The organism is Enterobacter cloacae complex sp. 372C4 (genome assembly GCF_050030615.1).
GTDB lineage: Bacteria > Pseudomonadota > Gammaproteobacteria > Enterobacterales > Enterobacteriaceae > Enterobacter > Enterobacter intestinihominis.
The window spans coordinates 1,653,755-1,673,101 of the sequence record NZ_JBLGUQ010000001.1 but is presented as its reverse complement, the minus strand read 5'-3'; the positions used below and the strand labels follow the sequence as shown (position 1 = coordinate 1,673,101).

The window sequence follows — 19,347 nt, the reverse complement described above, 5'->3', positions numbered from 1 at the left end:
ATCGTAGGCCGGGTAAGGCGTAGCCGCCACCCGGCATTCGCTTACAGAGTCTGATGCTTAGTTTCGTGCGTCAGCAGCAGCGCAATCAGCGTCAACGCTGCCATTGCCGCCAGATAGACACCCACATAGAACAGACCATAGTTCGCCTGAAGCCACGTGGCGATATACGGGGCCACCGAGGCGCCCAGAATAGACGAAACGTTATAGGAGAACGACGCGCCGGTATAACGCACTTCAGTCGGGAACAGCTCCGGCAGCAGCGCGCCCATTGGGCCAAAGGTCAGCCCCATCAGGCTCAGACCAATCAGCAGATACGCCATCACCAGCGCAGGGCTACCTGAACCCAGCAGCGGCGGGAAGACAAACAGTGCGAACAGGATGATCAGCGAGGTGATGACGATCATGCTTGAACGACGGCCAAATTTATCCGCCAGCAGGCCCGCGATGGGCACCATCACGCCAAATCCAATAACCGCCATCATCAGCATCCACAGCACTTCGTTACGCGGCAGGCCCAGTCCGACCGGTACGGCGGCGGTACTGTAGGTCATGGAGTACACGGTCATGATATAGAACAGCGTGTAGGTCGCCAGCATGATGAACGTACCCAGCACGGTCACGCGGAGGTGTTTGGTCAGCAGCGTCCCCAGCGGAACTTTAACCTGCTTTTTCGCCGCGGCGACTTTAGCGAAGACCGGCGTCTCGTGCAGCGACACGCGCACGTACAGGCCAATCAGCACCAGCACGGCAGAGAAGACGAACGGAATACGCCAGCCCCAGCTCATGAACTGTTCATCGGTCAGCAGCCAGGAGAGGAGCAGGAAGGTGCCGTTCGCGAAGAAGAAGCCAATCGGCGCGCCCAGCTGTGGGAAAGAGCCATACAGGGCACGCTTACGCGCCGGGGCGTTCTCGGTCGCCAGCAGCGCCGCGCCGCCCCATTCCCCGCCCAGCCCCAGGCCCTGACCAAAGCGCGCCAGCGCCAGCAGCACAGGCGCCAGAATGCCGATAGTTTCATAGGTCGGCAGCAGGCCGATGGCGACGGTGGAGATCCCCATCGTCAGCAGCGAGGCAACCAGCGTCACTTTACGCCCGACGCGATCGCCAAAGTGGCCAAAGACCGCTGAACCTATAGGACGCGCAACGAAGGCGATAGCAAAGGTAGCTAAAGACTGTAGCGTGGCTGCCGTCGGGTCGCCCTGTGGGAAGAAAATATGCGGAAAGACAATGACCGCAGCGGTGGCGTAAATATAAAAGTCGAAGAACTCAATGGCGGTGCCAATCAGCGATGCGACGACGACTTTATTGCGGGAGTTGACCGGAACGTGTTCCGCCCCTTCGTTAAGTGTGGTGGCTGTTGCTTGCATAATATTTTCTTATTTTTGGACGAACGAAGGGCCATATTAGGCACAGCAAAAGCGACATTTCAATCTGTAACAAAGGCGTGACATGGTCATAAAAGCAACAAAAAGCGGATAATTTTCAGACCAGCGAAAACACTTCCATGAAATGCTTCACACATTTTAAATATCAGTCATTAAAACTGGTTTTGAGTTAAATAAAAGTTACGGTCTGGATTTATATGCTGAAATGATGAATCGGGCTGAAATATCAGCCCGACAGGACATCAGTGGTGGGTTTTTCCCGGCATGCGTGGGTCGTCTTTATACTCTGCGGTGGCGATCCACGCGGCACAGAACAGCGTCAGGCGTGCGAAGAAATAGAAGAAGGCCATCAGCCCCAGCACCGAACCAAAGGCCGCGCCGGAGGGGGACTTCACCAGCGATGGCAGCGTATAGGTCATCACAATTTTGATCACCTCAAAGCCAATGGCGGCAATCAACGTCCCACGGATCAGCGCCTTCTTGCGCGGCCGATGGCGGGGCAAACGCCAGAAGATCCAGAAGAACAGCAGGTAGTTAGCAAAGATGGAGATAGCAAGCCCTATACCGCGCCAGGCCGGTTTCAGCCATTCAATGTATTCCAGATACAGCGCGGAGATAATCATCTGCTGCGCAGAACCGGCGACCGAGGTGATAGAGAGCGTGATGACCAGCGCCACCAGCAGACCAATCAGCGAGATAAAGTCGCGCAAATACTTCACCCATATCTTCTCCTGATCCTGCGGCGTACGCTCCCAGACGTCACGCGACTGGGCGCGAATGGCTTCACGCAGGTTGCCCATCCAGTTAACCCCGGAATAGAGCGCAATCAGCAACCCGACGATACCCACGGTGGTACGCTGCTGCACGGCGGTGTTGATGGTGCTTTTGAGCGTCGTGGCGAGCGTCTGGTCGCTGACGTTGGTCAGGATCTTATTGAAGATGTCCTGCAACAGCGTCGGGTGAGACGCCAGAACAAAACCGGCGGCAGCAAACGACACCATCAGGATGGGGATCATCGACAGGAAAGAGAAGTAGGTGATCGCCGCGCCAAACTGATTTCCCATGCGGTCGTTAAAGCGCTCAGCGGCGCGGATCAGGTGAGCAATCGCGGGTATCTGCTGAATTTTTTCGGCTATGCCGGTCACGGTGCCCAGCGCTTTGCTGGTCGTTCCAGGCTCCTTCGGCGCTTCAGGCTCGTTATCCATCTTTTTGATGGGTTCATAATCTAAATGTTGAGTCGGTCGTTGCGGGTTATTTTCCGGCGTCACGCGCATTTTCCTTTTCGTTGAGCTGGATGTTACTGAATTATAGCTTGCGACTAGTCCACGTAACTTTTTGTGAGTTCGGTAAGCCACTCCATAAACACATGCACCCGACGGGAGAGATTACGGCGGTGGGGATAAATGAGGGAGACGGGCATTGGTTCAGCCCGATATTGCGGCAGGATCTCAACGAGTTTTTTCGTGCGCAGGGCATCACGCACCCCGACGCGCGGGACCTGAATAATGCCAAGCCCGGCGATACAGGCGGCCTGGTAGGTTTCCGTGCTGTTAACCGTCAAAACGCCTCCCGTTTTTATCCACTGGGTCGCGCTGCCGTTGAAATACTCAAAACCCAGAGGACGGGTGCCCAGCGTGGCGGAGTAATGAATGAGGGCGTGTGAGCCCAAATCATCCAGCGTCTCAGGGTAGCCGAATCGCGTGAGATAATCCGGGCTGGCGCAGTTAATCACTGAAAGCTTCCCAAGCGGGCGGGCGATAAGCCCGGAGTCCTTCAAGTTTCCCACGCGAACCACGCAGTCAAATCCTTCGCGGATGACATCGACCAGACGATCGCTGCTGCTCAGCTCAAGCTCAATGCCGGGAAACTGTTGTAAAAATGCAGGCAGTTTCGGAATGACGACATTTCGTGCAATGGCAACGGGCATATCCACACGTAGCCGACCGCTGATGGTGGAAGGGTCGTGCAGAAACATGCCGTCCAGTTCGTCCAGATTCATCAGCAGATCTTTTGCGCGTTCGTAATAAACCATGCCGTCCTGCGTCAGGCTGACGCGGCGGGTAGTGCGGTGCAGCAGTTGAGTGCCAAGCGCGTTCTCCAGCGCCTGGATCTGCCGCGAGACACTCCCCTTCGGCAGGCTTAACGTCTCCGCCGCGCGGGTAAAACTCTCCAGTTCCGCGACGCGAAGGAAAAGCTGCATTGCGTATATTTTATCCATAGATATGGGTCATTGTTGTTTGAAATGAAACAGTGAAGCGTTGGCGGCACTATTTGTTGATTTTCTACCATCTAATAAGCTCATTCTCAATCTTCATCGCAGTCGAAACGAGGTGAATTATGCGTGAACGTATTGCATTAGTGACGGGCGGTAGCCGCGGCCTGGGTAAAAATGCGGTTTTGAAGCTTGCTGCGGAAGGGACAGATATCATCCTGACCTGGAACAGCAGTCAGCAGGAGGCGCAGGAAGTTGTACGCGAAATTGAGGGAAAAGGTAGAAAAGCGGCAGCATTGCAGCTTAACGTCGGCGATACGGCAAGTTTTGCGCGCTTCGCTCAACAGGTGAAGGAAACCCTTACACACGTCTGGCAACGTGACACCTTTGACTATTTAGTGAACAACGCAGGTACAGGGTTATACGCACCCTATACCGAGACGACAGAAGCGCAATTTGATGATGCGGTGAATATTCACTTCAAAGGTCCGTTTTTCCTCACACAACAGCTGCTGCCGCTCATAAAAGACGGAGGACGGATCCTGAATGTCTCAAGCGGACTGGCCCGTTTTACTCAGCCAGGTTCAGGGACTTACGCGGCAATGAAAGGGGCGATGGAAGTGCTGACCCGCTATCAGGCAAAAGAGCTTGGCGTGCGCGGAATTTCCGTCAATATCATCGCGCCTGGCGCGATTGAAACCGACTTTGGAGGCGGACGCGTAAGGGATAATGCGGAGCTTAACCAGCTGCTGGCCTCGCAGACGGCGCTGGGACGGGTGGGCCTGCCCGATGATATCGGTGACGCCATTGCGGCGTTGCTCAGTGACAAACTGGGCTGGATGAATGCGCAACGTATTGAAGTTTCAGGCGGTATGTTCCTGTAATGTTCAGACTTAAGGGGGAGGGAACCCTCTTAAGGAAATCCTTAAAGCAGGTGTGTCTAAATGATGAAAGATATAAAGAGAGCTGGGTGAATTGTAACCTCTCCATTCATTGAGTTTTTTCTTAAAAAATGCCTCTGTAGAATCCCCCTTCGCTATTCTCAGAGGAGTAATACGATGCGAGTAATCATGTTTGACAGGCAGTCATTATTTATTCATGGAGCGAAGTGCAGTTTGCAGAAATTAATTCCGGAAATAGATTTGACAGGAACTCGTCAGACTGATGAATTATGGGCACACTTATCCGCGTCGCCTTCCGCTATCGTCATGATAGATGGGTATTTAATTCATGATAACGGTGTGGCTTTACCGGAAGAGATTATGAATCGTTTTCCAACAGCGCGCGTGGTGCTGGTGTTAACGAAAAAAGAGCCTCGCTGGGTTGAGCAAATGCTACAGCGCAACGTGGTGGCAATAATCCCTCGTAATGCGAATCCTGAACGCTTTTCCGCCGTGCTGGATTCTGTATCGCGAGGGATGGTCTGTTTTCCCGGCGAGTGGATGAACCAGCACTCCTCTCATGATGAGCTGTCATTGTTAAGTGAGCGCCAGCGTGAGGTATTGAAATTACTGGCGGCCGGAGAGTCAAATAAAGAGATAGGTCGTAATCTCAATATCAGTGCGGCAACGGTAAAAGCCCATCTTGAGACGCTTTTCCGTCGTCTTGATGTCAAAAACCGGACGCAGGCCGCGATGTACTATACCCGGGCGACGGCCTGAAGGATCTTCTCTGGCAGAGGGGAATCTTCCCCAAAACTGAAGAGCGTTAATACCAGTGCATCATGCTGCTGTTGGGTTAATGGGCGTTTGTTCATTTCCCGCAGCAGCGACTCACATAAATGAATATCATTGAAAAGCAAATTCTCCGCCTCAGTCGGCGTGATGAGGCCGTTAAATTTTTCCCACTGGCGAATCACGTGACCGTAACCTATAACCCATATTCCCTTTTCGTCACGGTATTTCTCCAGGGAAAGACCCTGCTGTTTTTTAATTAATGCGATTGCAGCAGAAGATATCTGCATTGCATAACCCGTCATAAGCGTTTCCTCTTTATGGCGGAACTATAAAGGGAAAACAGCCCGGGGAATATCCGCCAAATGGCCGTTGATCAGGTTTTACTGAACGGATATTCCTTTTTCAGTAAACCGAATAGCCAGTCGTTATGCCATTGCCCTGAAAGGAAATAACTCTCGCGCAACTCACCTTCCAGCTGAAAACCTGTTTTTTCCAGCAGTCGCCTTGAGGCGATATTTCCCGCCGTCACGGTCGCGGTGAGCCGACGGATATTGCCCTGGGTCAGCGCGAAATCACACACCGCCCGCAGAGATTCAAAGCCGTAACCTTTCCCCTGCGCAGAGGGCGCAAAGAGAAAACCGACTTCGGCACAATCTGCTTCCCGGTGCACATAGCCGGTTACGCCCAGCGGCGTCTGGCTGGCCGTCTCACGCACCACAAGGCAGAGCCAGTGCGAGCTGCCCGGTGCCCACGGCAACAGACGAGACACAAAGGCCTCCCGAATGTCAGCCTCGCTACGCTCATGGGCGACAAAACGCATCACGTCAGGATTTTGCTGTAGCGACAGAAAAAAGGGCCAGTCTTGCTCTTGCAGCGGCAAGCAGGTGAGACGCGCGGTGGTTAAGGCGGGCATGACGATCCTCCGGAGACATTGCAAATGATTATAGGGTTGTCACTTTATTTCAACAGAAAGTCAGGTATGTTTAACCTCCTATAAATAAAAAGAAAAACGACTTTTAATGCCGCTTTGGCGGTACTCATTGTCTCTCAAGGAAAACAATGATGATTAGCTCATCGCATCATACCCGCGAACAGTTTGAACACTGTCTGGCGGCGATCCGCCAGGCGTCTGTTGAAATCTTACTTCTGTTGAATGTACATGTTTCTGAAGGAAAAGATCCACGCTGGTTTCTGGAACAACTGGATAGCGCCCGCCTGGGGCTGGGCGGGTGGGGCGCCGTAGCCAGAAAGCTGAACCTGAATGATGCGGAAATGACAGCCTTTACGCTGCAATTACGCTTGCTTCAGCAGCGCGTTCCCCAGTATGAAAGCGGGCAGGATGTCAGCGAAAACCAGCTGATTGCGGCGATGCGCTTCGTCACATCCCTTGAATATCTGCGTCTGCAACAGCCCCTTCTGACCTACGATACCGGGAGGGTGCCAGACAAGGCGAGCCAGCTCCAGGCGCAGAAACAGGTGCGTGCCATTGAGCTGATGATAAAAGGATTGATACAGCAGGCATGGCCCGATCCGGTGAGGCTGAATAATCATCTTAAGACCTTGTTTAATGCTGAACGTGTGCGTCGCTGGCTGAAAAACGGTGAAATTAATGATGTTCTGAGCGGCATGTTATTTAGTGAGCTGGCCCAGCTGCTGGTGGATAAGAAAGAATTTAGCCGCTACTACGCGTCGCTGTTTAACGCCCCGGACATGCTGACGCTGCTGGTAGAACCCCGCAAAACCCTGCAAACCTTCCTCGAAGATATCCGTCAAATCCGCAACAGCATCACCGTGCAGCAGCCGTTGAGCGGGGCGCAAATCCAGCTGCTCGACAGCTATTACACGCAGATCACCCGCTCCGTTCAGCGCGCGTTTGAGGAAGGGCGGACACGCGTTAACCCGGCGGCGCTGATGGCGGTGGATGAAAGCGAGCTGCATGCATTCTGGGAAAAGGCGCAAAAAATAGACCGCACCACAGGCGGCGATCTGTTTGAAGTGCGTGACAGCATAGAGAAACCGACTCAGCGCGCCGCGCGTACGCCAGAGCAGCGCGAACAGCTGATTTCCGGCGTGCTGTGGGGAGCGGTTGGCGTGATGGTTATCGCGATTGTCGTGGGAGGAGCCTGGCTGGTAACCAGCAGTAAACCGCAGCCGACTGTGGCCAGCACGGCATCTCCCGCGCCGGTGCAGGAGATGCGCGAAACGCCTTCCTCGCGAGAAACGCTGACGCGCATGGGTGTCACCTGGGATGAAAACAACTTCCGTTCAGCGATTAGCCGCAATGATACCCGCGTGGCGCTCCTGTTCTTGCAGGGCGGCATGGACTGGAAAATGTCATGGACGGAGGAGGCATTGTCGGCAGGCTACGATGACGTGCTGGAAGTGATGTTGCGCTACCGCCTGCAAATGACAGAGCAAAAGCCCTGCCGACGCTTTATTAATACGCTTAGCCATGCGATGGCGAACGGCGAATCGCTGACGTCTATGCGTAAGCAGTACCTGAAAGCATTCTGTACCGTCCCGGCGGTAGTGAAACGTCAGCAGCACGACGCCGATATGGCAACGCGCCGCGCGAAGACGCAGCCCGATGCCAGTACAAAAAAATGGCAGTCCATCCAGACTGCCATTTATGAGGTGATCCGCTGATTATTTTTCCCCCTCACCCCGGCCCTCTCCCCAAAGGGGCGAGGGAGAAAAGGCCGCACCGTTAAGTCCCCTCTCCCCTCAGGGGAGAGGGTCAGGGTGAGGGGTGAGACTCAGGGCTCCCCATACAGCCCAATCAACCGCCGCACCACCCCATTCGTCCAGCCGAAGCCATCCTGCAACGGATACTCCCCCCCGCCACCTTCGCGTGGCGTGCTGCTGGCGATGTGGTACTTCTCAATCAGCTTATGATGGGTTTTGTAGTAATGGTTTACCGTGTGCAGCCAGCTCCAGGCGATCTCATCCCCCAGCGAGTCGTTGCCGTACTGCTTGAACCCCTGGATCGCCATCCATTGTAGCGGTGCCCAGCCGTTCGGCTTATCCCACTGCTCCCCGGTTTCATATTCGGTGGCGAGAATACCGCCCGGCGTGAGCAGACGGGCTTTAACGGCATCGGACAGCCGTTCAGCCTGCTCATGGGTCGCCATGCCCACATACAGCGGCACAATGCTGGCCGCAGAGAACAGCGCCAGGGCTTCACGGCGCCAGTCGTAATCACGATAACAGCCGTTCTCTTCGTCCCACAGATAGCGGTTCACCGCCGCGCGCCGGTCGCTGGCTTTCTGGCGGAATAGTTCAGCCGTCTCTTTATCCCCTTTCGACGCTGAGATATTGGCGATAGCGCTCTCCAGTTTGAACAGGAATGCGTTCAAATCGATGGGGATAAATTGCGTCGTGCGGATACTGGCCAGCCGCGCAGGATCGCGCAGCCAGCGGGACGAGTAATCCCATCCTGAGGCTGCCCCGGCGCGCAGGTCGCGATACACCTCGTTCGGCGGGCGACCGGAATGACGGGCGGTTTCAACGTCCTCAATCCAGGATTCATCCCGTGGCGTATCGCGATCGTCCCAGTAGCGGTTGAGCAATGAGCCATCCGGCATGCGCACCGCACTGCGATAGGCCTGGTTGAGCAGCAGCGATTCCGCCCCGTCCATCCAGAAGGCGTACTCCATCTTGAGATGCTCAAGATAGCGCTTCGCCCCGCGCACGCCGTCCTCTTCAAACAGCTCCACCATCAGGGCAAAAACCGGCGGCTGGGAGCGGCTGAGGTAGTAGGTGCGGTTGCCGTTCGGGATATGTCCGTAGCGCTCAATCAGCCAGGCGAAGTTATCGGCCATGCATTTCAGCAGATCGTTACGACCGCTTTCTGCCAGCCCCAGCATGGAGAAATAAGAATCCCAGTAGTAGGTCTCGCTGAATCGCCCGCCGGGCACAATATAGGCCTGCGGCAGCGCCAGCAGCGACGACCACGGGATGTGATCCTGCGGCTCGCGCGTCAGCACCGGCCACAGGTTATCAATGTGTTCTTTCAGGGAGAAGCCGGGATCAGAGACATACTCTTTACTGTAGTCCTCCGGCAGCCAGAAGTGATTCTCTACAAAGCGCGCCAGGTCAAAATCCCGATGACGACGCACTTTACGGTAGCGGATCAGGATATCCAGCGGGTCCATTTTCGGCGCGCAGTCTGGGAAAGTTTTGCTGTCCGCAAACAGCCGTGTCGACTGCACATGTTCGAACAGTTCAAGATAACGATCGGCAGGCGTCAGGGCATCGGAGGCAGGTAGCCCCTCGATCATTTCGGGTTCCGGCTCCGCCTCAATCATTTCATCCAGTTTCAACTCGCAGGGATCGGTCTCGTAGCGCAGCTCTTCTGCAATCTCGAACTCGATGTTCTCGGTAGCCTGTAGTTTCTGGTTGAACATGGTGATAAGGACCTCCGGTTGTGTGTTCTAAAAGACAGGTTTTTCCGGGCGTCTTATAAGCGTAGACATTCGCTTCGGTGGATGTGGAGGGATATGTGCGGTAGATCACGATTTTCGGAGCATTCGTTTTGCAACGATTTATGAATGTTAAAAAAATGCCCCTTTGAAGAGGGGCATCAATATCAACGCATTGTTACAAACTCTTCTGCCGCAGTGGGGTGGATCGCCACGGTGTTATCGAAGTCTTTTTTCGTTGCGCCCATCTTCAGCGCCACTGCGAAGCCCTGCAGGATCTCGTCCATGCCAAAGCCTATGCCGTGGATGCCGACGATCTTCTCGTCCGGGCCCACACAGACCAGCTTCATGCGGCACGGCTGACGGTGCGAGGTGACCGCGGTATACATCGCGGTAAACGCCGATTTATACACTTTCACCTGATCGTCGCTGTACTGCTCACGCGCCTGCGGCTCGGTTAAGCCGACGGTGCCGATTGGCGGGTGGCTGAAGACCACGGTCGGGATGTTGCTGTAATCCAGATGTTCGTCCGGCTTGTTGTTAAACAGACGCTCGGAAAGACGACGCCCCGCGGCCACGGCAACCGGCGTCAGTTCTACGGCACCTGTGTTATCACCAACGGCATAAATACCCGGTACGCTGGTGTTCTGGAACTTATCAACGACGATGTAGCCTTTTTCATTGGTTTTCACCCCGGTTGCGGCCAGGTTGAAGTTGTCGGTGGCCGGTTCACGACCAATCGCCCAGATCAGGCAATCAACGGTCTGGCTGCGGCCATCTTCCAGCTCCAGGGTCAGGCTACCGTCCGCATTTTTAACCACCGCTTTTGGCACGGCGTTGGTGTGCAGGGTTGGGCCTTCGGCGTTCATCACCTCGACCAGCGTGTCGACGATTAGCGGATCAAAGCTACGCAGCGGCGCGTGTTTACGCACAAACAGGTGAGCTTCCGCCCCAAGGCCGTTAATCACGCCAGCAAGCTCAACCGCGATGTAACCCGCGCCTACAATGGCAACGCGCTCTGGCAGAGCAGGCAGCTCGAAGAACCCGTCGGAGTCGATGCCGTATTCCGCGCCCGGAATGTTCGGATGGCTCGGACGGCCACCGGTGGCGATCAGGATGTGATCGGCGGTGATCGTCTCGCCGTTCACTTCGATCGTCTTCGCATCCACGAAACGGGCGAAGCCGCGGATCACGTCGACGTTATTCTTGCCCAGCACGTTATCGTACGAGGTGTGAATACGGTCGATATAGGCGGTACGGCTGGCGATCAGCTTATCCCAGTCGAAGTGGTTGATGGTGGTGTCAAAGCCGTAGTCCGGGCCATACATATGGATAGCTTCACGGATTTGCGCGGCATGCCACATCACTTTCTTCGGTACACAACCCACGTTTACGCAGGTGCCGCCGAGTTCTTTGGCTTCAATCAGCGCACACTTCTGGCCGTACATGGCCGCACGGTTGATGGAGGCGATGCCGCCGCTGCCGCCGCCGATTGCGATGTAGTCATAATGCTTAGTCATAGCTTTTGTCCTTAATCGTGAATTGCCGCGATTGTATACCTGAAATCAATAGGTTCCACCGATGGCTGCGATTACTCCGGCACGATCCAGCTTACGGTGGTGTGGCCCGTACCGGCTGGCACCAGCGTTTTGTGCAGCCACGGCAGCACGTTGTTCATCTGCGCTTCGAGCTTCCACGGCGGGTTAATCACAATCATGCCGGACGCGGTCATGCCGCGCTGGTCGCTGTCGGGCCGCACCGCCAGCTCAATCTGCAGGATTTTGCGGATGCCGGTCGCCTCCAGATCCTTGATCATGCGTTTAATTTGCGCGCGCAGCACCACCGGATACCACAGGGCGTATGTCCCGGTGGCGAAGCGTTTGTAGCCTTCGTGAATACCCGTCACCACCGCCTGATAGTCGGTTTTGATTTCGTACGGCGGGTCGATCAGTATCAGGCCACGACGGGAAACCGGCGGCAGCTTGGCTTTCAGCTGCTGATAGCCGTCGGCTTTTTCCACGCGGGCGCGGTTATCTTTCTGAAACTCAGCGCGCAGCAGCGGGAAGTCGCTCGGATGCAGCTCGGTCAGCTGGATGCTGTCCTGCTCGCGCAGCAGCTGGCGGGCAATCAGCGGGGACCCCGGGTAGTAACGCAGCTGGCCGTTGCGGTTGAAGTGGTTCACCACGCCGATGTACGGCTCCAGCTCGGCAGGCAGGTCGTCCTGCTGCCAGATGCGGGCGATCCCTTCCAGATATTCACCGGTACGCTCGGCATGCTCGCCGCTCAGCTGATAACGGCCCGCGCCCGCGTGCGTGTCCAGATAGAGAAACGGCTTCTCTTTCTCTTTGAGCGATTCGATGATCAGGCTCTGAACGGTGTGTTTAAGGACGTCGGCGTGGTTGCCTGCGTGGAAGCTGTGGCGATAACTGAGCATGGGTAATGATATTCCGCTGAATTGACGATTTGCCACAGTTTACAGCAGAACGGCGCAGATTACCCGTAGGCCCGGTAAGCGCAGCGCCACCGGGCTCTTTTCCGCCACGTCTGGCATTGAAATCCTCTACACTTAACCCCATTCTAGATCGCATATGCACAGCGCCGGATGCGCGCTTCATTCATCTATTTCAACAGGACAGCGTTTATGACCAATCCATTACTGACGCCTTTTTCGTTGCCACCGTTTTCTAAAATCCTCCCTGAGCATGTGGTTCCAGCCGTTACCCAGTCGCTGGAAAACTGCCGCGCGGCGGTAGAGAACGTGGTCGCGCAGGGCGCGCCGTACACCTGGGAAAATCTGTGTCAGCCGCTGGCCGAAGTGGACGACGTGCTGGGGCGCATTTTCTCCCCGGTGAGCCACCTGAACTCGGTGAAAAACAGCCCGGAGCTGCGCGAAGCCTACGAACAGACCCTGCCGCTGCTCTCCGAGTACAGCACCTGGGTCGGCCAGCACGAGGGGCTCTACAAAGCCTACCGCGACCTGCGCGACGGCGACCATTATGCCGAACTGAACACGGCGCAGAAAAAATCGGTCGATAACGCGCTGCGTGATTTCGAACTGTCCGGGATTGGCCTGCCAAAAGAAAAACAGGTTCGCTACGGCGAAATCGCTGCGCGCCTGTCCGAACTGGGCAACCAGTACAGCAACAACGTCCTCGACGCCACCATGGGCTGGACGAAGCTGATTACCGATGAATCCGAACTGGCCGGTATGCCGGAAAGTGCGCTGGCGGCGGCAAAAGCCCAGGCCGAAGCGAAAGAGCAGGAAGGCTTCCTGTTAACGCTGGATATCCCAAGCTATCTGCCAGTGATGACCTACTGCGACAACCAGGCCCTGCGCGAAGAGATGTACCGCGCCTACAGCACCCGCGCCTCCGATCAGGGGCCGAATGCCGGTAAGTGGGATAACAGCCCGGTGATGGCGGAGATCCTCTCCCTGCGCCACGAGCTGGCACAGCTGCTGGGCTTCGACAGCTACGCGGATAAATCCCTCGCCACCAAAATGGCCGAGAACCCACAGCAGGTGCTCGACTTCCTGACCGATCTGGCGAAACGCGCCCGTCCTCAGGGTGAAAAAGAGTTAGCTCAGCTGCGCGCCTTTGCGAAAGCGGAGTTCGGCGTGGACGAGCTTCAGCCGTGGGATATCGCATACTACAGCGAAAAACAGAAACAGCACCTCTACAGCATCAGCGACGAACAACTGCGTCCGTACTTCCCGGAAAACAAAGCCGTCAACGGTCTGTTCGAGGTAGTAAAGCGCATCTACGGCATTACCGCGAAAGAGCGTACCGATATCGACGTCTGGCATCCGGACGTGCGCTTCTTCGAGCTGTATGACGAGAACAACGAGCTGCGCGGCAGCTTCTATCTCGATCTCTACGCGCGTGAGAACAAGCGCGGCGGGGCGTGGATGGACGACTGCGTGGGCCAGATGCGTAAAGCGGATGGTTCCCTGCAAAAACCTGTTGCCTACCTGACCTGTAACTTCAACCGTCCGGTGAGCGGCAAACCTGCTCTGTTTACCCACGATGAAGTGATCACCCTGTTCCACGAGTTCGGTCACGGCCTGCACCACATGCTGACCCGCATCGAAACCGCTGGCGTCGCTGGTATCAGCGGTGTGCCATGGGATGCGGTCGAGCTGCCAAGCCAGTTTATGGAGAACTGGTGCTGGGAGCCGGACGCGCTGGCGTTTATCTCTGGTCATTACGAAACGGGCGAACCGCTGCCGAAAGAACTGCTGGATAAAATGCTGGCGGCGAAAAACTACCAGGCGGCGATGTTTATCCTGCGTCAGCTGGAGTTCGGCCTGTTTGACTTCCGCCTGCACGCCGAGTTCAGCCCGGAGCAGGGGGCGAAAATCCTCGAAACCCTGGCTGAGATTAAAAAGCAGGTTGCCGTCATTCCAGGCCCGACCTGGGGACGCTTCCCGCACGCGTTCAGCCATATCTTCGCAGGCGGGTACGCCGCAGGCTACTACAGCTACCTGTGGGCCGACGTGCTGGCGGCGGATGCCTTCTCGCGCTTCGAAGAAGAGGGGATTTTCAACCGCGAAACCGGTCAGTCGTTCCTCGACAACATCCTGACGCGCGGCGGTTCAGAAGAGCCTATGGAGCTGTTCAAACGCTTCCGTGGCCGCGAGCCGCAGCTGGATGCGATGCTGGAGCATTACGGAATCAAAGGCTGATTGCTACGTGAAGATCTGCTTAGTAGATGAAACAGGCGCCGGGGACGGCGCCTTATCTGTTCTGGCGACCCGCTGGGGGCTGGAACATGATGAAGAGAACCTGATGGCGCTGGTGATGACGCCGGAACATCTGGAGCTGCGCAAGCGCGATGAGCCAAAGCTTGGCGGGATTTTTGTCGATTTTGTCGGCGGCGCGATGGCGCACCGGCGTAAGTTTGGCGGCGGTCGCGGTGAAGCGGTGGCCAAAGCGGTCGGCATTAAAGGCAGCTATCTGCCGGACGTGGTGGATGCCACGGCGGGGCTGGGGCGCGATGCCTTTGTGCTGGCGTCTGTCGGCTGTCGGGTGCGGATGCTGGAGCGTAATCCGGTTGTCGCCGCGCTGCTCGACGACGGGCTGACGCGAGGCTATGCGGACCCGGAAATCGGCTCGTGGTTACAGGAACGTTTGCAACTTATTCATGCCTCCAGCCTGACGGCGCTGACCGATATCACCCCGCGCCCGCAGGTGGTCTATCTCGACCCCATGTTCCCGCATAAGCAGAAAAGCGCGCTGGTGAAGAAAGAGATGCGGGTGTTTCAGTCGCTGGTGGGGCCAGATTTAGATGCCGATGGCCTGCTGGAGCCGGCTCGTCAACTGGCGACGAAGCGGGTGGTGGTGAAACGTCCTGACTATGCGCCGCCGCTGGCGGACGTTGCGACCACTAACGCGGTGACCACCAAAGGGCATCGCTTTGATATCTACTCAGGTACGCCGGAATAAAAAAAGCCGGGTGGCGGCTTCGCCTTACCCGGCCTACATTCAGTGCCGCTTGTAGGCCCGGTATGCGTTAGCGCCACCGGGCTTTTTTGCACTTACTCGTCTTCTTCGTCACGCAGTGGAACAATCAGCATATCCACGTGTACGGTGTTAATCAGCTGACGTGCGGAAGACATCAGTTTGCTCCAGAAGTCCTGATGGTGACCACATACCACCAGGTCCATATCGTATTTCTTAATCGCATCAACCAGCACCTGGCCCAGATCGCCGCTACCGCTTAAGGTTTCAGTGATTGGATAGCCCGCGTTGGTAGAAAGCTCGCTCAGCGCGTGGTGAGTCTCTTCGGAGATGCGTTTCTGCATATCGCCGAGATTCACGTCGATCAGACCGGTGTAGAGGTCGGAGTAATTCACATCAACATGAATCAGCGAAACTTTCGCGTTGTAGGGACGTGCCATGGATACTGCTTTATCAACCAGCACTTTACTCTCCGGGGAGAGGTCTACCGCGATAAGAATGTGTTTGTAAGCCATAGTGTTACTCCTTCCTTAAGTTATCGATGACTAAATGGGAAAGCCGTCGTCTGATGCTTTCATTACGGCCCAGTTAAACATATTTTTCAAGCTTTGGTGTTGATAACGATTAACCTTGTGGCAAAAAAATTAACGGATCTCCTACACTATTTAATGAGCCGTTCGGATATTAAAACGCGAACCGGATCGACTTTTAGTCATTCTTTCACTGAACTGTCTGTCAGGGCATTGGGGTGCGGTAGCTCAGGAGCCTTGCTTCGTGGGTGGACGCCGGGGAGGATGTATGATTAGCACCGTCGCATTGTTTTGGGCGTTATGCGTGGTTTGCATAGTGAATATGGCGCGCTACTTCTCATCGTTACGTGCGCTGTTAGTGGTACTTCGTGGTTGCGATCCGTTGCTTTATCAATATGTGGACGGTGGAGGGTTCTTCACCTCGCACGGACAGCCCAGCAAGCAGATGCGTCTGGTGGGGTATATCTACTACCAGCGCTACCGCGATCACCACGATGAAGAGTTTATCCGTCGCTGCGAGCGCCTGCGTCGTCAGTTCATTTTGACCAGCGCCCTGTGTGGTCTGGTTGTGGTGAGTATGATTGCGCTGATGATATGGCACTGAGCATAAAAAAAGCGGGCCAGTTTCCTGACCCGCTTTTTTGTCGCCTTCAGCCGATTAAATTAGCTTCAGCGAAATCCAGTACAGACCGCCAGACAGCAGGATGGACGCCGGGAGGGTGAACACCCAGGCCATCAGAATGTTGGTCACGGTTTTACGCTGCAAACCGCCGCCGTCAACAATCATGGTACCTGCCACGGACGAAGAGAGTACGTGGGTGGTGGAGACTGGCATACCGGTGTAGCTCGCCAGACCGATAGACACTGCCGCCGTCATCTGCGCGGACATGCCCTGAGCATAGGTCATGCCTTTCTTACCGATCTTCTCACCGATGGTGGTCGCCACACGACGCCAGCCAATCATCGTACCGATACCCAGCGCCAACGCGACCGCCATGATGATCCAGATTGGCGCGTACTCAATGGTGTTGAGCATATCGCCTTTCAGTTTCTTCAGCAGACGCTTATCGTCAGCATTGACCTCTGGCAGCTTCGCGACTTTATCGGTCACGTCGGAGATACAGAGCATGATACGACGCAGCTGACCACGCTGTTCTACAGCCAGTTTGTCGTAGCTTTCGATATCGGCCAGCATGCCTTTCGCACGTTCCAGCGCGTTAATCGCGTTTGCCGGGTGGCAATGGAACTCGCCCGGTGCAGTCAGTGCGCCAGAGTCAGGAGAAGGGATCAACTGGTCTACGCCGGTCGCTTTCTTCAGCAAATCAGGATGCTGCTGGAAGTAAGTCTCAACGTTGTTTACCGCATCACGGGTACGGGTGATCTCATAGCCAGAGGCGTTCATGTTAACGACGAAGCCTGCCGGTGCGACGCCAATCAGAACCAGCATCACCAGACCGATACCTTTCTGACCATCGTTCGCGCCATGAGAGAAGGCGACGCCGATAGCGGAAATGATCAGCGCGATACGTGTCCAGAACGGCGGCTTTTTCTTGCCGTCTTTCTTCTCACGCTCTGCTGGCGTCAGGTGGATACGTGCACGTTTCTTCGTGTTGCTCCAGTAGCGACGCAGGATGAAAATCAATCCACCTGCTACCACCAGACCGACGATAGGGGAGATGATCAGAGAGCCGAAAATACCCAGTACTTTAGGAAGGTTCAGCGCATCAACAACCGATGTACCGGTCATCAGGGCGTTAGTTAAACCGATACCGATAATCGCGCCGATAAGGGTGTGAGAGCTGGATGCCGGCAGGCCGAAATACCAGGTACCGAGGTTCCAGATAATCGCAGCAAGCAGCATTGAGAACACCATGGCCAGGCCATGACCGGAACTCACGTTAAGCAGCAGATCCGTTGGCAGCATATGCACAATGGCATAGGCAACGCTCAGTCCGCCCAGGAGGACACCAAAAAAGTTAAATACCGCCGCCATAACGACCGCAAGCTGCGATCGCATTGCGCGAGTGTAGATAACCGTTGCAACTGCGTTTGCAGTGTCGTGGAAGCCATTGATCGCTTCGTAAAACAGCACAAAAACCAGAGCAAGCAATAATAAAAGCCCGGTATGTAAATCCAGGCCGGCAAACAAATGTAGCATAGGACGTTACGCCATTTTGAGGACATGAACGCGGCGCATTATCCAGGACAAATGCGCAACGGGCAAAGTGAAATATAGACTTTTTTTGACATACCACCTGATTTGAGAAATGTGCCTGAATAGATAATCTTTAAATATCAATGAAATGGCTTTGTAATATCTTTTTGCGCTGGTGCGACCACTGAGGAAACTTTACAATCCGCGGCAGTTAACGAAGAGGATTTTGACGTGGAAAGGTTTGATGCCGTAGTAATTGGCGCCGGTGCGGCGGGTATGTTTTGTGCGGCAATGGCCGGACAAGCGGGTCGTCGTGTGCTGCTGCTGGATAACGGAAAAAAGCCTGGCCGCAAGATCCTGATGTCCGGTGGCGGGCGCTGCAATTTCACTAATCTTTATGTCGAGCCTGCGGCCTATTTGAGCCAGAACCGTCATTTTTGTAAATCTGCGCTGGCGCGCTACACGCAGTGGGATTTCATCGAACTGGTGGGTAAACACGCTATCGCGTGGCATGAGAAGACGCTGGGACAGCTGTTCTGCGACGACTCTGCCCAGCAAATCGTGGATATGCTGGTGGCCGAGTGCGAGAAAGGCGGCGTAGTCATGCGCCTGCGCACCGAAGTGTTGGACGTCGCCCGTAACGAGCAAGGGTACACGCTGCAACTCAACGGCGAAACCGTCAGCGCCGATAACCTGGTGATCGCCAGCGGCGGCCTCTCGATGCCGGGGCTGGGTGCCTCACCGTTCGGCTACAAAATCGCCGAGCAGTTTGGCCTGAAAGTATTACCCACGCGCGCCGGGCTGGTGCCGTTCACGCTGCATAAGCCGCTGCTGGAACAGCTTCAGACGCTCTCCGGCGTGTCTGTGCCGTCGGTCATTACGGCCGAAGACGGCACGGTGTTCCGCGAAAACCTGCTCTTTACCCATCGCGGTCTCTCGGGGCCAGCGGTATTGCAGATCTCCAGCTACTGGCAGCCGGGGGAGTTTGTCTCCGTAAACCTGGTGCCGGACTGCGATCTGGACGCCTTCCTCAATGAGCAACGCGCCGCGCACCCGAATCAAAGCCTGAAAAATACCCTGGCGATGCAGCTGCCGAAGCGTCTCGTGGAGTGCTTGCAGGTGTTAGGGCAAATTCCGGATGTTGCGCTTAGGCAGCTCAACAGCCGCGAGCAGGACACGCTGGTGGAGACGCTGACGAACTGGCGCGTACAGCCAAACGGCACCGAAGGCTACCGCACGGCGGAAGTGACGCTGGGCGGCGTGGATACACACGAACTCTCATCCCGCACGATGGAAGCCCGCAACGTGCCGGGTCTTTATTTCATTGGTGAAGTGATGGACGTGACCGGCTGGCTCGGCGGGTATAACTTCCAGTGGGCGTGGGCCAGTGCCTGGGCATGCGCGCAGGCGCTGGCTGATGTCCGAGGACAATAAAGTTGTACACAAAGCACTAAAGTTGTAACCATTCTCAAAAAACGACGCTAATGTTGTATACTTACTGAATGTGTGGTT

17 protein-coding genes are annotated in these 19,347 nt (G+C 55.6%); 7 read left to right on the top strand and 10 right to left on the bottom strand.

Features of this window, described 5'->3' with window-relative positions; all coding sequences use genetic code 11:
* Positions 1-41 precede the first annotated feature (41 nt).
* The 3 genes from ACQG11_RS08080 to ACQG11_RS08070 form a co-directional block, all read right to left on the bottom strand.
* Entirely contained in the window at positions 42-1,364 is a 1,323-nt protein-coding gene (locus ACQG11_RS08080; RefSeq protein WP_022649720.1) for an MFS transporter, read from the bottom strand.
* 260 nt (positions 1,365-1,624) lie between these two features.
* Positions 1,625-2,650 carry an inner membrane protein YhjD gene (gene yhjD / locus ACQG11_RS08075; RefSeq protein WP_426728297.1) on the bottom strand — a complete coding sequence of 342 codons (1,026 nt, stop codon included), beginning with the start codon at positions 2,648-2,650 and terminating at the stop codon, positions 1,625-1,627.
* Between the two features lie 50 nt (positions 2,651-2,700).
* The gene (locus ACQG11_RS08070; RefSeq protein ID WP_032621978.1) at positions 2,701-3,600 is read right to left on the bottom strand and encodes a LysR family transcriptional regulator; all 900 of its coding nucleotides are present in this window, start codon (positions 3,598-3,600) and stop codon (positions 2,701-2,703) included.
* 119 nt (positions 3,601-3,719) lie between these two features.
* Here ACQG11_RS08070 and ACQG11_RS08065 point away from each other — a divergent pair, with 119 nt between their 5' ends.
* Positions 3,720-4,478, top strand: a complete 759-nt coding sequence (locus ACQG11_RS08065) for an SDR family NAD(P)-dependent oxidoreductase (RefSeq protein WP_023298834.1) — start codon at positions 3,720-3,722, stop codon at positions 4,476-4,478.
* A 174-nt stretch (positions 4,479-4,652) separates the two neighbouring features.
* Entirely contained in the window at positions 4,653-5,255 is a 603-nt protein-coding gene (locus tag ACQG11_RS08060) for a response regulator transcription factor (RefSeq protein ID WP_022649715.1), read from the top strand.
* Here the strand turns inward: ACQG11_RS08060 and ACQG11_RS08055 are convergent.
* Positions 5,234-5,572: a lysozyme gene (locus tag ACQG11_RS08055; RefSeq protein WP_022649714.1), complete on the bottom strand. Its 339-nt coding sequence runs from the start codon at positions 5,570-5,572 to the stop codon at positions 5,234-5,236. The two genes, ACQG11_RS08060 and ACQG11_RS08055, sit on opposite strands and share 22 nt — an antisense overlap.
* Before the next feature lie 71 nt (positions 5,573-5,643).
* Positions 5,644-6,183, bottom strand: coding sequence for a GNAT family N-acetyltransferase (locus tag ACQG11_RS08050; protein ID WP_022649713.1), 540 nt, complete (start codon positions 6,181-6,183; stop codon positions 5,644-5,646).
* Positions 6,184-6,329: 146 nt separating this feature from the next.
* Here ACQG11_RS08050 and ACQG11_RS08045 point away from each other — a divergent pair, with 146 nt between their 5' ends.
* Positions 6,330-7,916, top strand: coding sequence for an STY4199 family HEPN domain-containing protein (locus ACQG11_RS08045; RefSeq protein ID WP_032626868.1), 1,587 nt, complete (start codon positions 6,330-6,332; stop codon positions 7,914-7,916).
* A 110-nt stretch (positions 7,917-8,026) separates the two neighbouring features.
* Here the strand turns inward: ACQG11_RS08045 and ACQG11_RS08040 are convergent, their stop codons facing one another.
* From ACQG11_RS08040 to ACQG11_RS08030, 3 genes are all read right to left on the bottom strand, one after another.
* Complete coding sequence (locus tag ACQG11_RS08040) at positions 8,027-9,676, bottom strand: alpha,alpha-trehalase (RefSeq protein ID WP_022649711.1); 1,650 nt, start codon at positions 9,674-9,676, stop codon at positions 8,027-8,029.
* 182 nt (positions 9,677-9,858) lie between these two features.
* On the bottom strand, positions 9,859-11,211 hold the full coding sequence (gene gorA / locus ACQG11_RS08035; RefSeq protein ID WP_426728296.1) for a glutathione-disulfide reductase: 1,353 nt from the start codon (positions 11,209-11,211) through the stop codon (positions 9,859-9,861).
* 71 nt (positions 11,212-11,282) lie between these two features.
* The gene (locus ACQG11_RS08030; RefSeq protein WP_426728295.1) at positions 11,283-12,125 is read right to left on the bottom strand and encodes a 23S rRNA (adenine(2030)-N(6))-methyltransferase RlmJ; all 843 of its coding nucleotides are present in this window, start codon (positions 12,123-12,125) and stop codon (positions 11,283-11,285) included.
* 207 nt (positions 12,126-12,332) lie between these two features.
* Here ACQG11_RS08030 and prlC point away from each other — a divergent pair, with 207 nt between their 5' ends.
* Both prlC and rsmJ read left to right on the top strand, forming a co-directional pair.
* Positions 12,333-14,375, top strand: coding sequence for an oligopeptidase A (gene prlC / locus ACQG11_RS08025; RefSeq protein ID WP_048966515.1), 2,043 nt, complete (start codon positions 12,333-12,335; stop codon positions 14,373-14,375).
* Between the two features lie 7 nt (positions 14,376-14,382).
* Positions 14,383-15,135, top strand: coding sequence for a 16S rRNA (guanine(1516)-N(2))-methyltransferase RsmJ (gene rsmJ, locus ACQG11_RS08020; RefSeq protein WP_426728294.1), 753 nt, complete (start codon positions 14,383-14,385; stop codon positions 15,133-15,135).
* 92 nt (positions 15,136-15,227) lie between these two features.
* Here the strand turns inward: rsmJ and uspA are convergent, their stop codons facing one another.
* On the bottom strand, positions 15,228-15,665 hold the full coding sequence (gene uspA, locus ACQG11_RS08015; protein ID WP_003861223.1) for a universal stress protein UspA: 438 nt from the start codon (positions 15,663-15,665) through the stop codon (positions 15,228-15,230).
* A gap of 283 nt (positions 15,666-15,948) precedes the next feature.
* On the opposite strand from uspA, the gene uspB reads away from it, so the two are divergent.
* A complete protein-coding gene (gene uspB / locus ACQG11_RS08010; RefSeq protein ID WP_003861224.1) occupies positions 15,949-16,284 on the top strand; it encodes a universal stress protein UspB in 336 nt (111 codons plus the stop codon).
* A 54-nt stretch (positions 16,285-16,338) separates the two neighbouring features.
* On the opposite strand, the gene pitA is transcribed toward uspB, so the two are convergent.
* Positions 16,339-17,838 (bottom strand): inorganic phosphate transporter PitA, encoded by a 1,500-nt coding sequence (gene pitA, locus ACQG11_RS08005; protein WP_022649706.1) that lies wholly within the window; start codon positions 17,836-17,838, stop codon positions 16,339-16,341.
* A 228-nt stretch (positions 17,839-18,066) separates the two neighbouring features.
* On the opposite strand from pitA, the gene ACQG11_RS08000 reads away from it, so the two are divergent.
* Positions 18,067-19,269 (top strand): NAD(P)/FAD-dependent oxidoreductase, encoded by a 1,203-nt coding sequence (locus ACQG11_RS08000; RefSeq protein WP_426728293.1) that lies wholly within the window; start codon positions 18,067-18,069, stop codon positions 19,267-19,269.
* Positions 19,270-19,347: the final 78 nt, after the last annotated feature.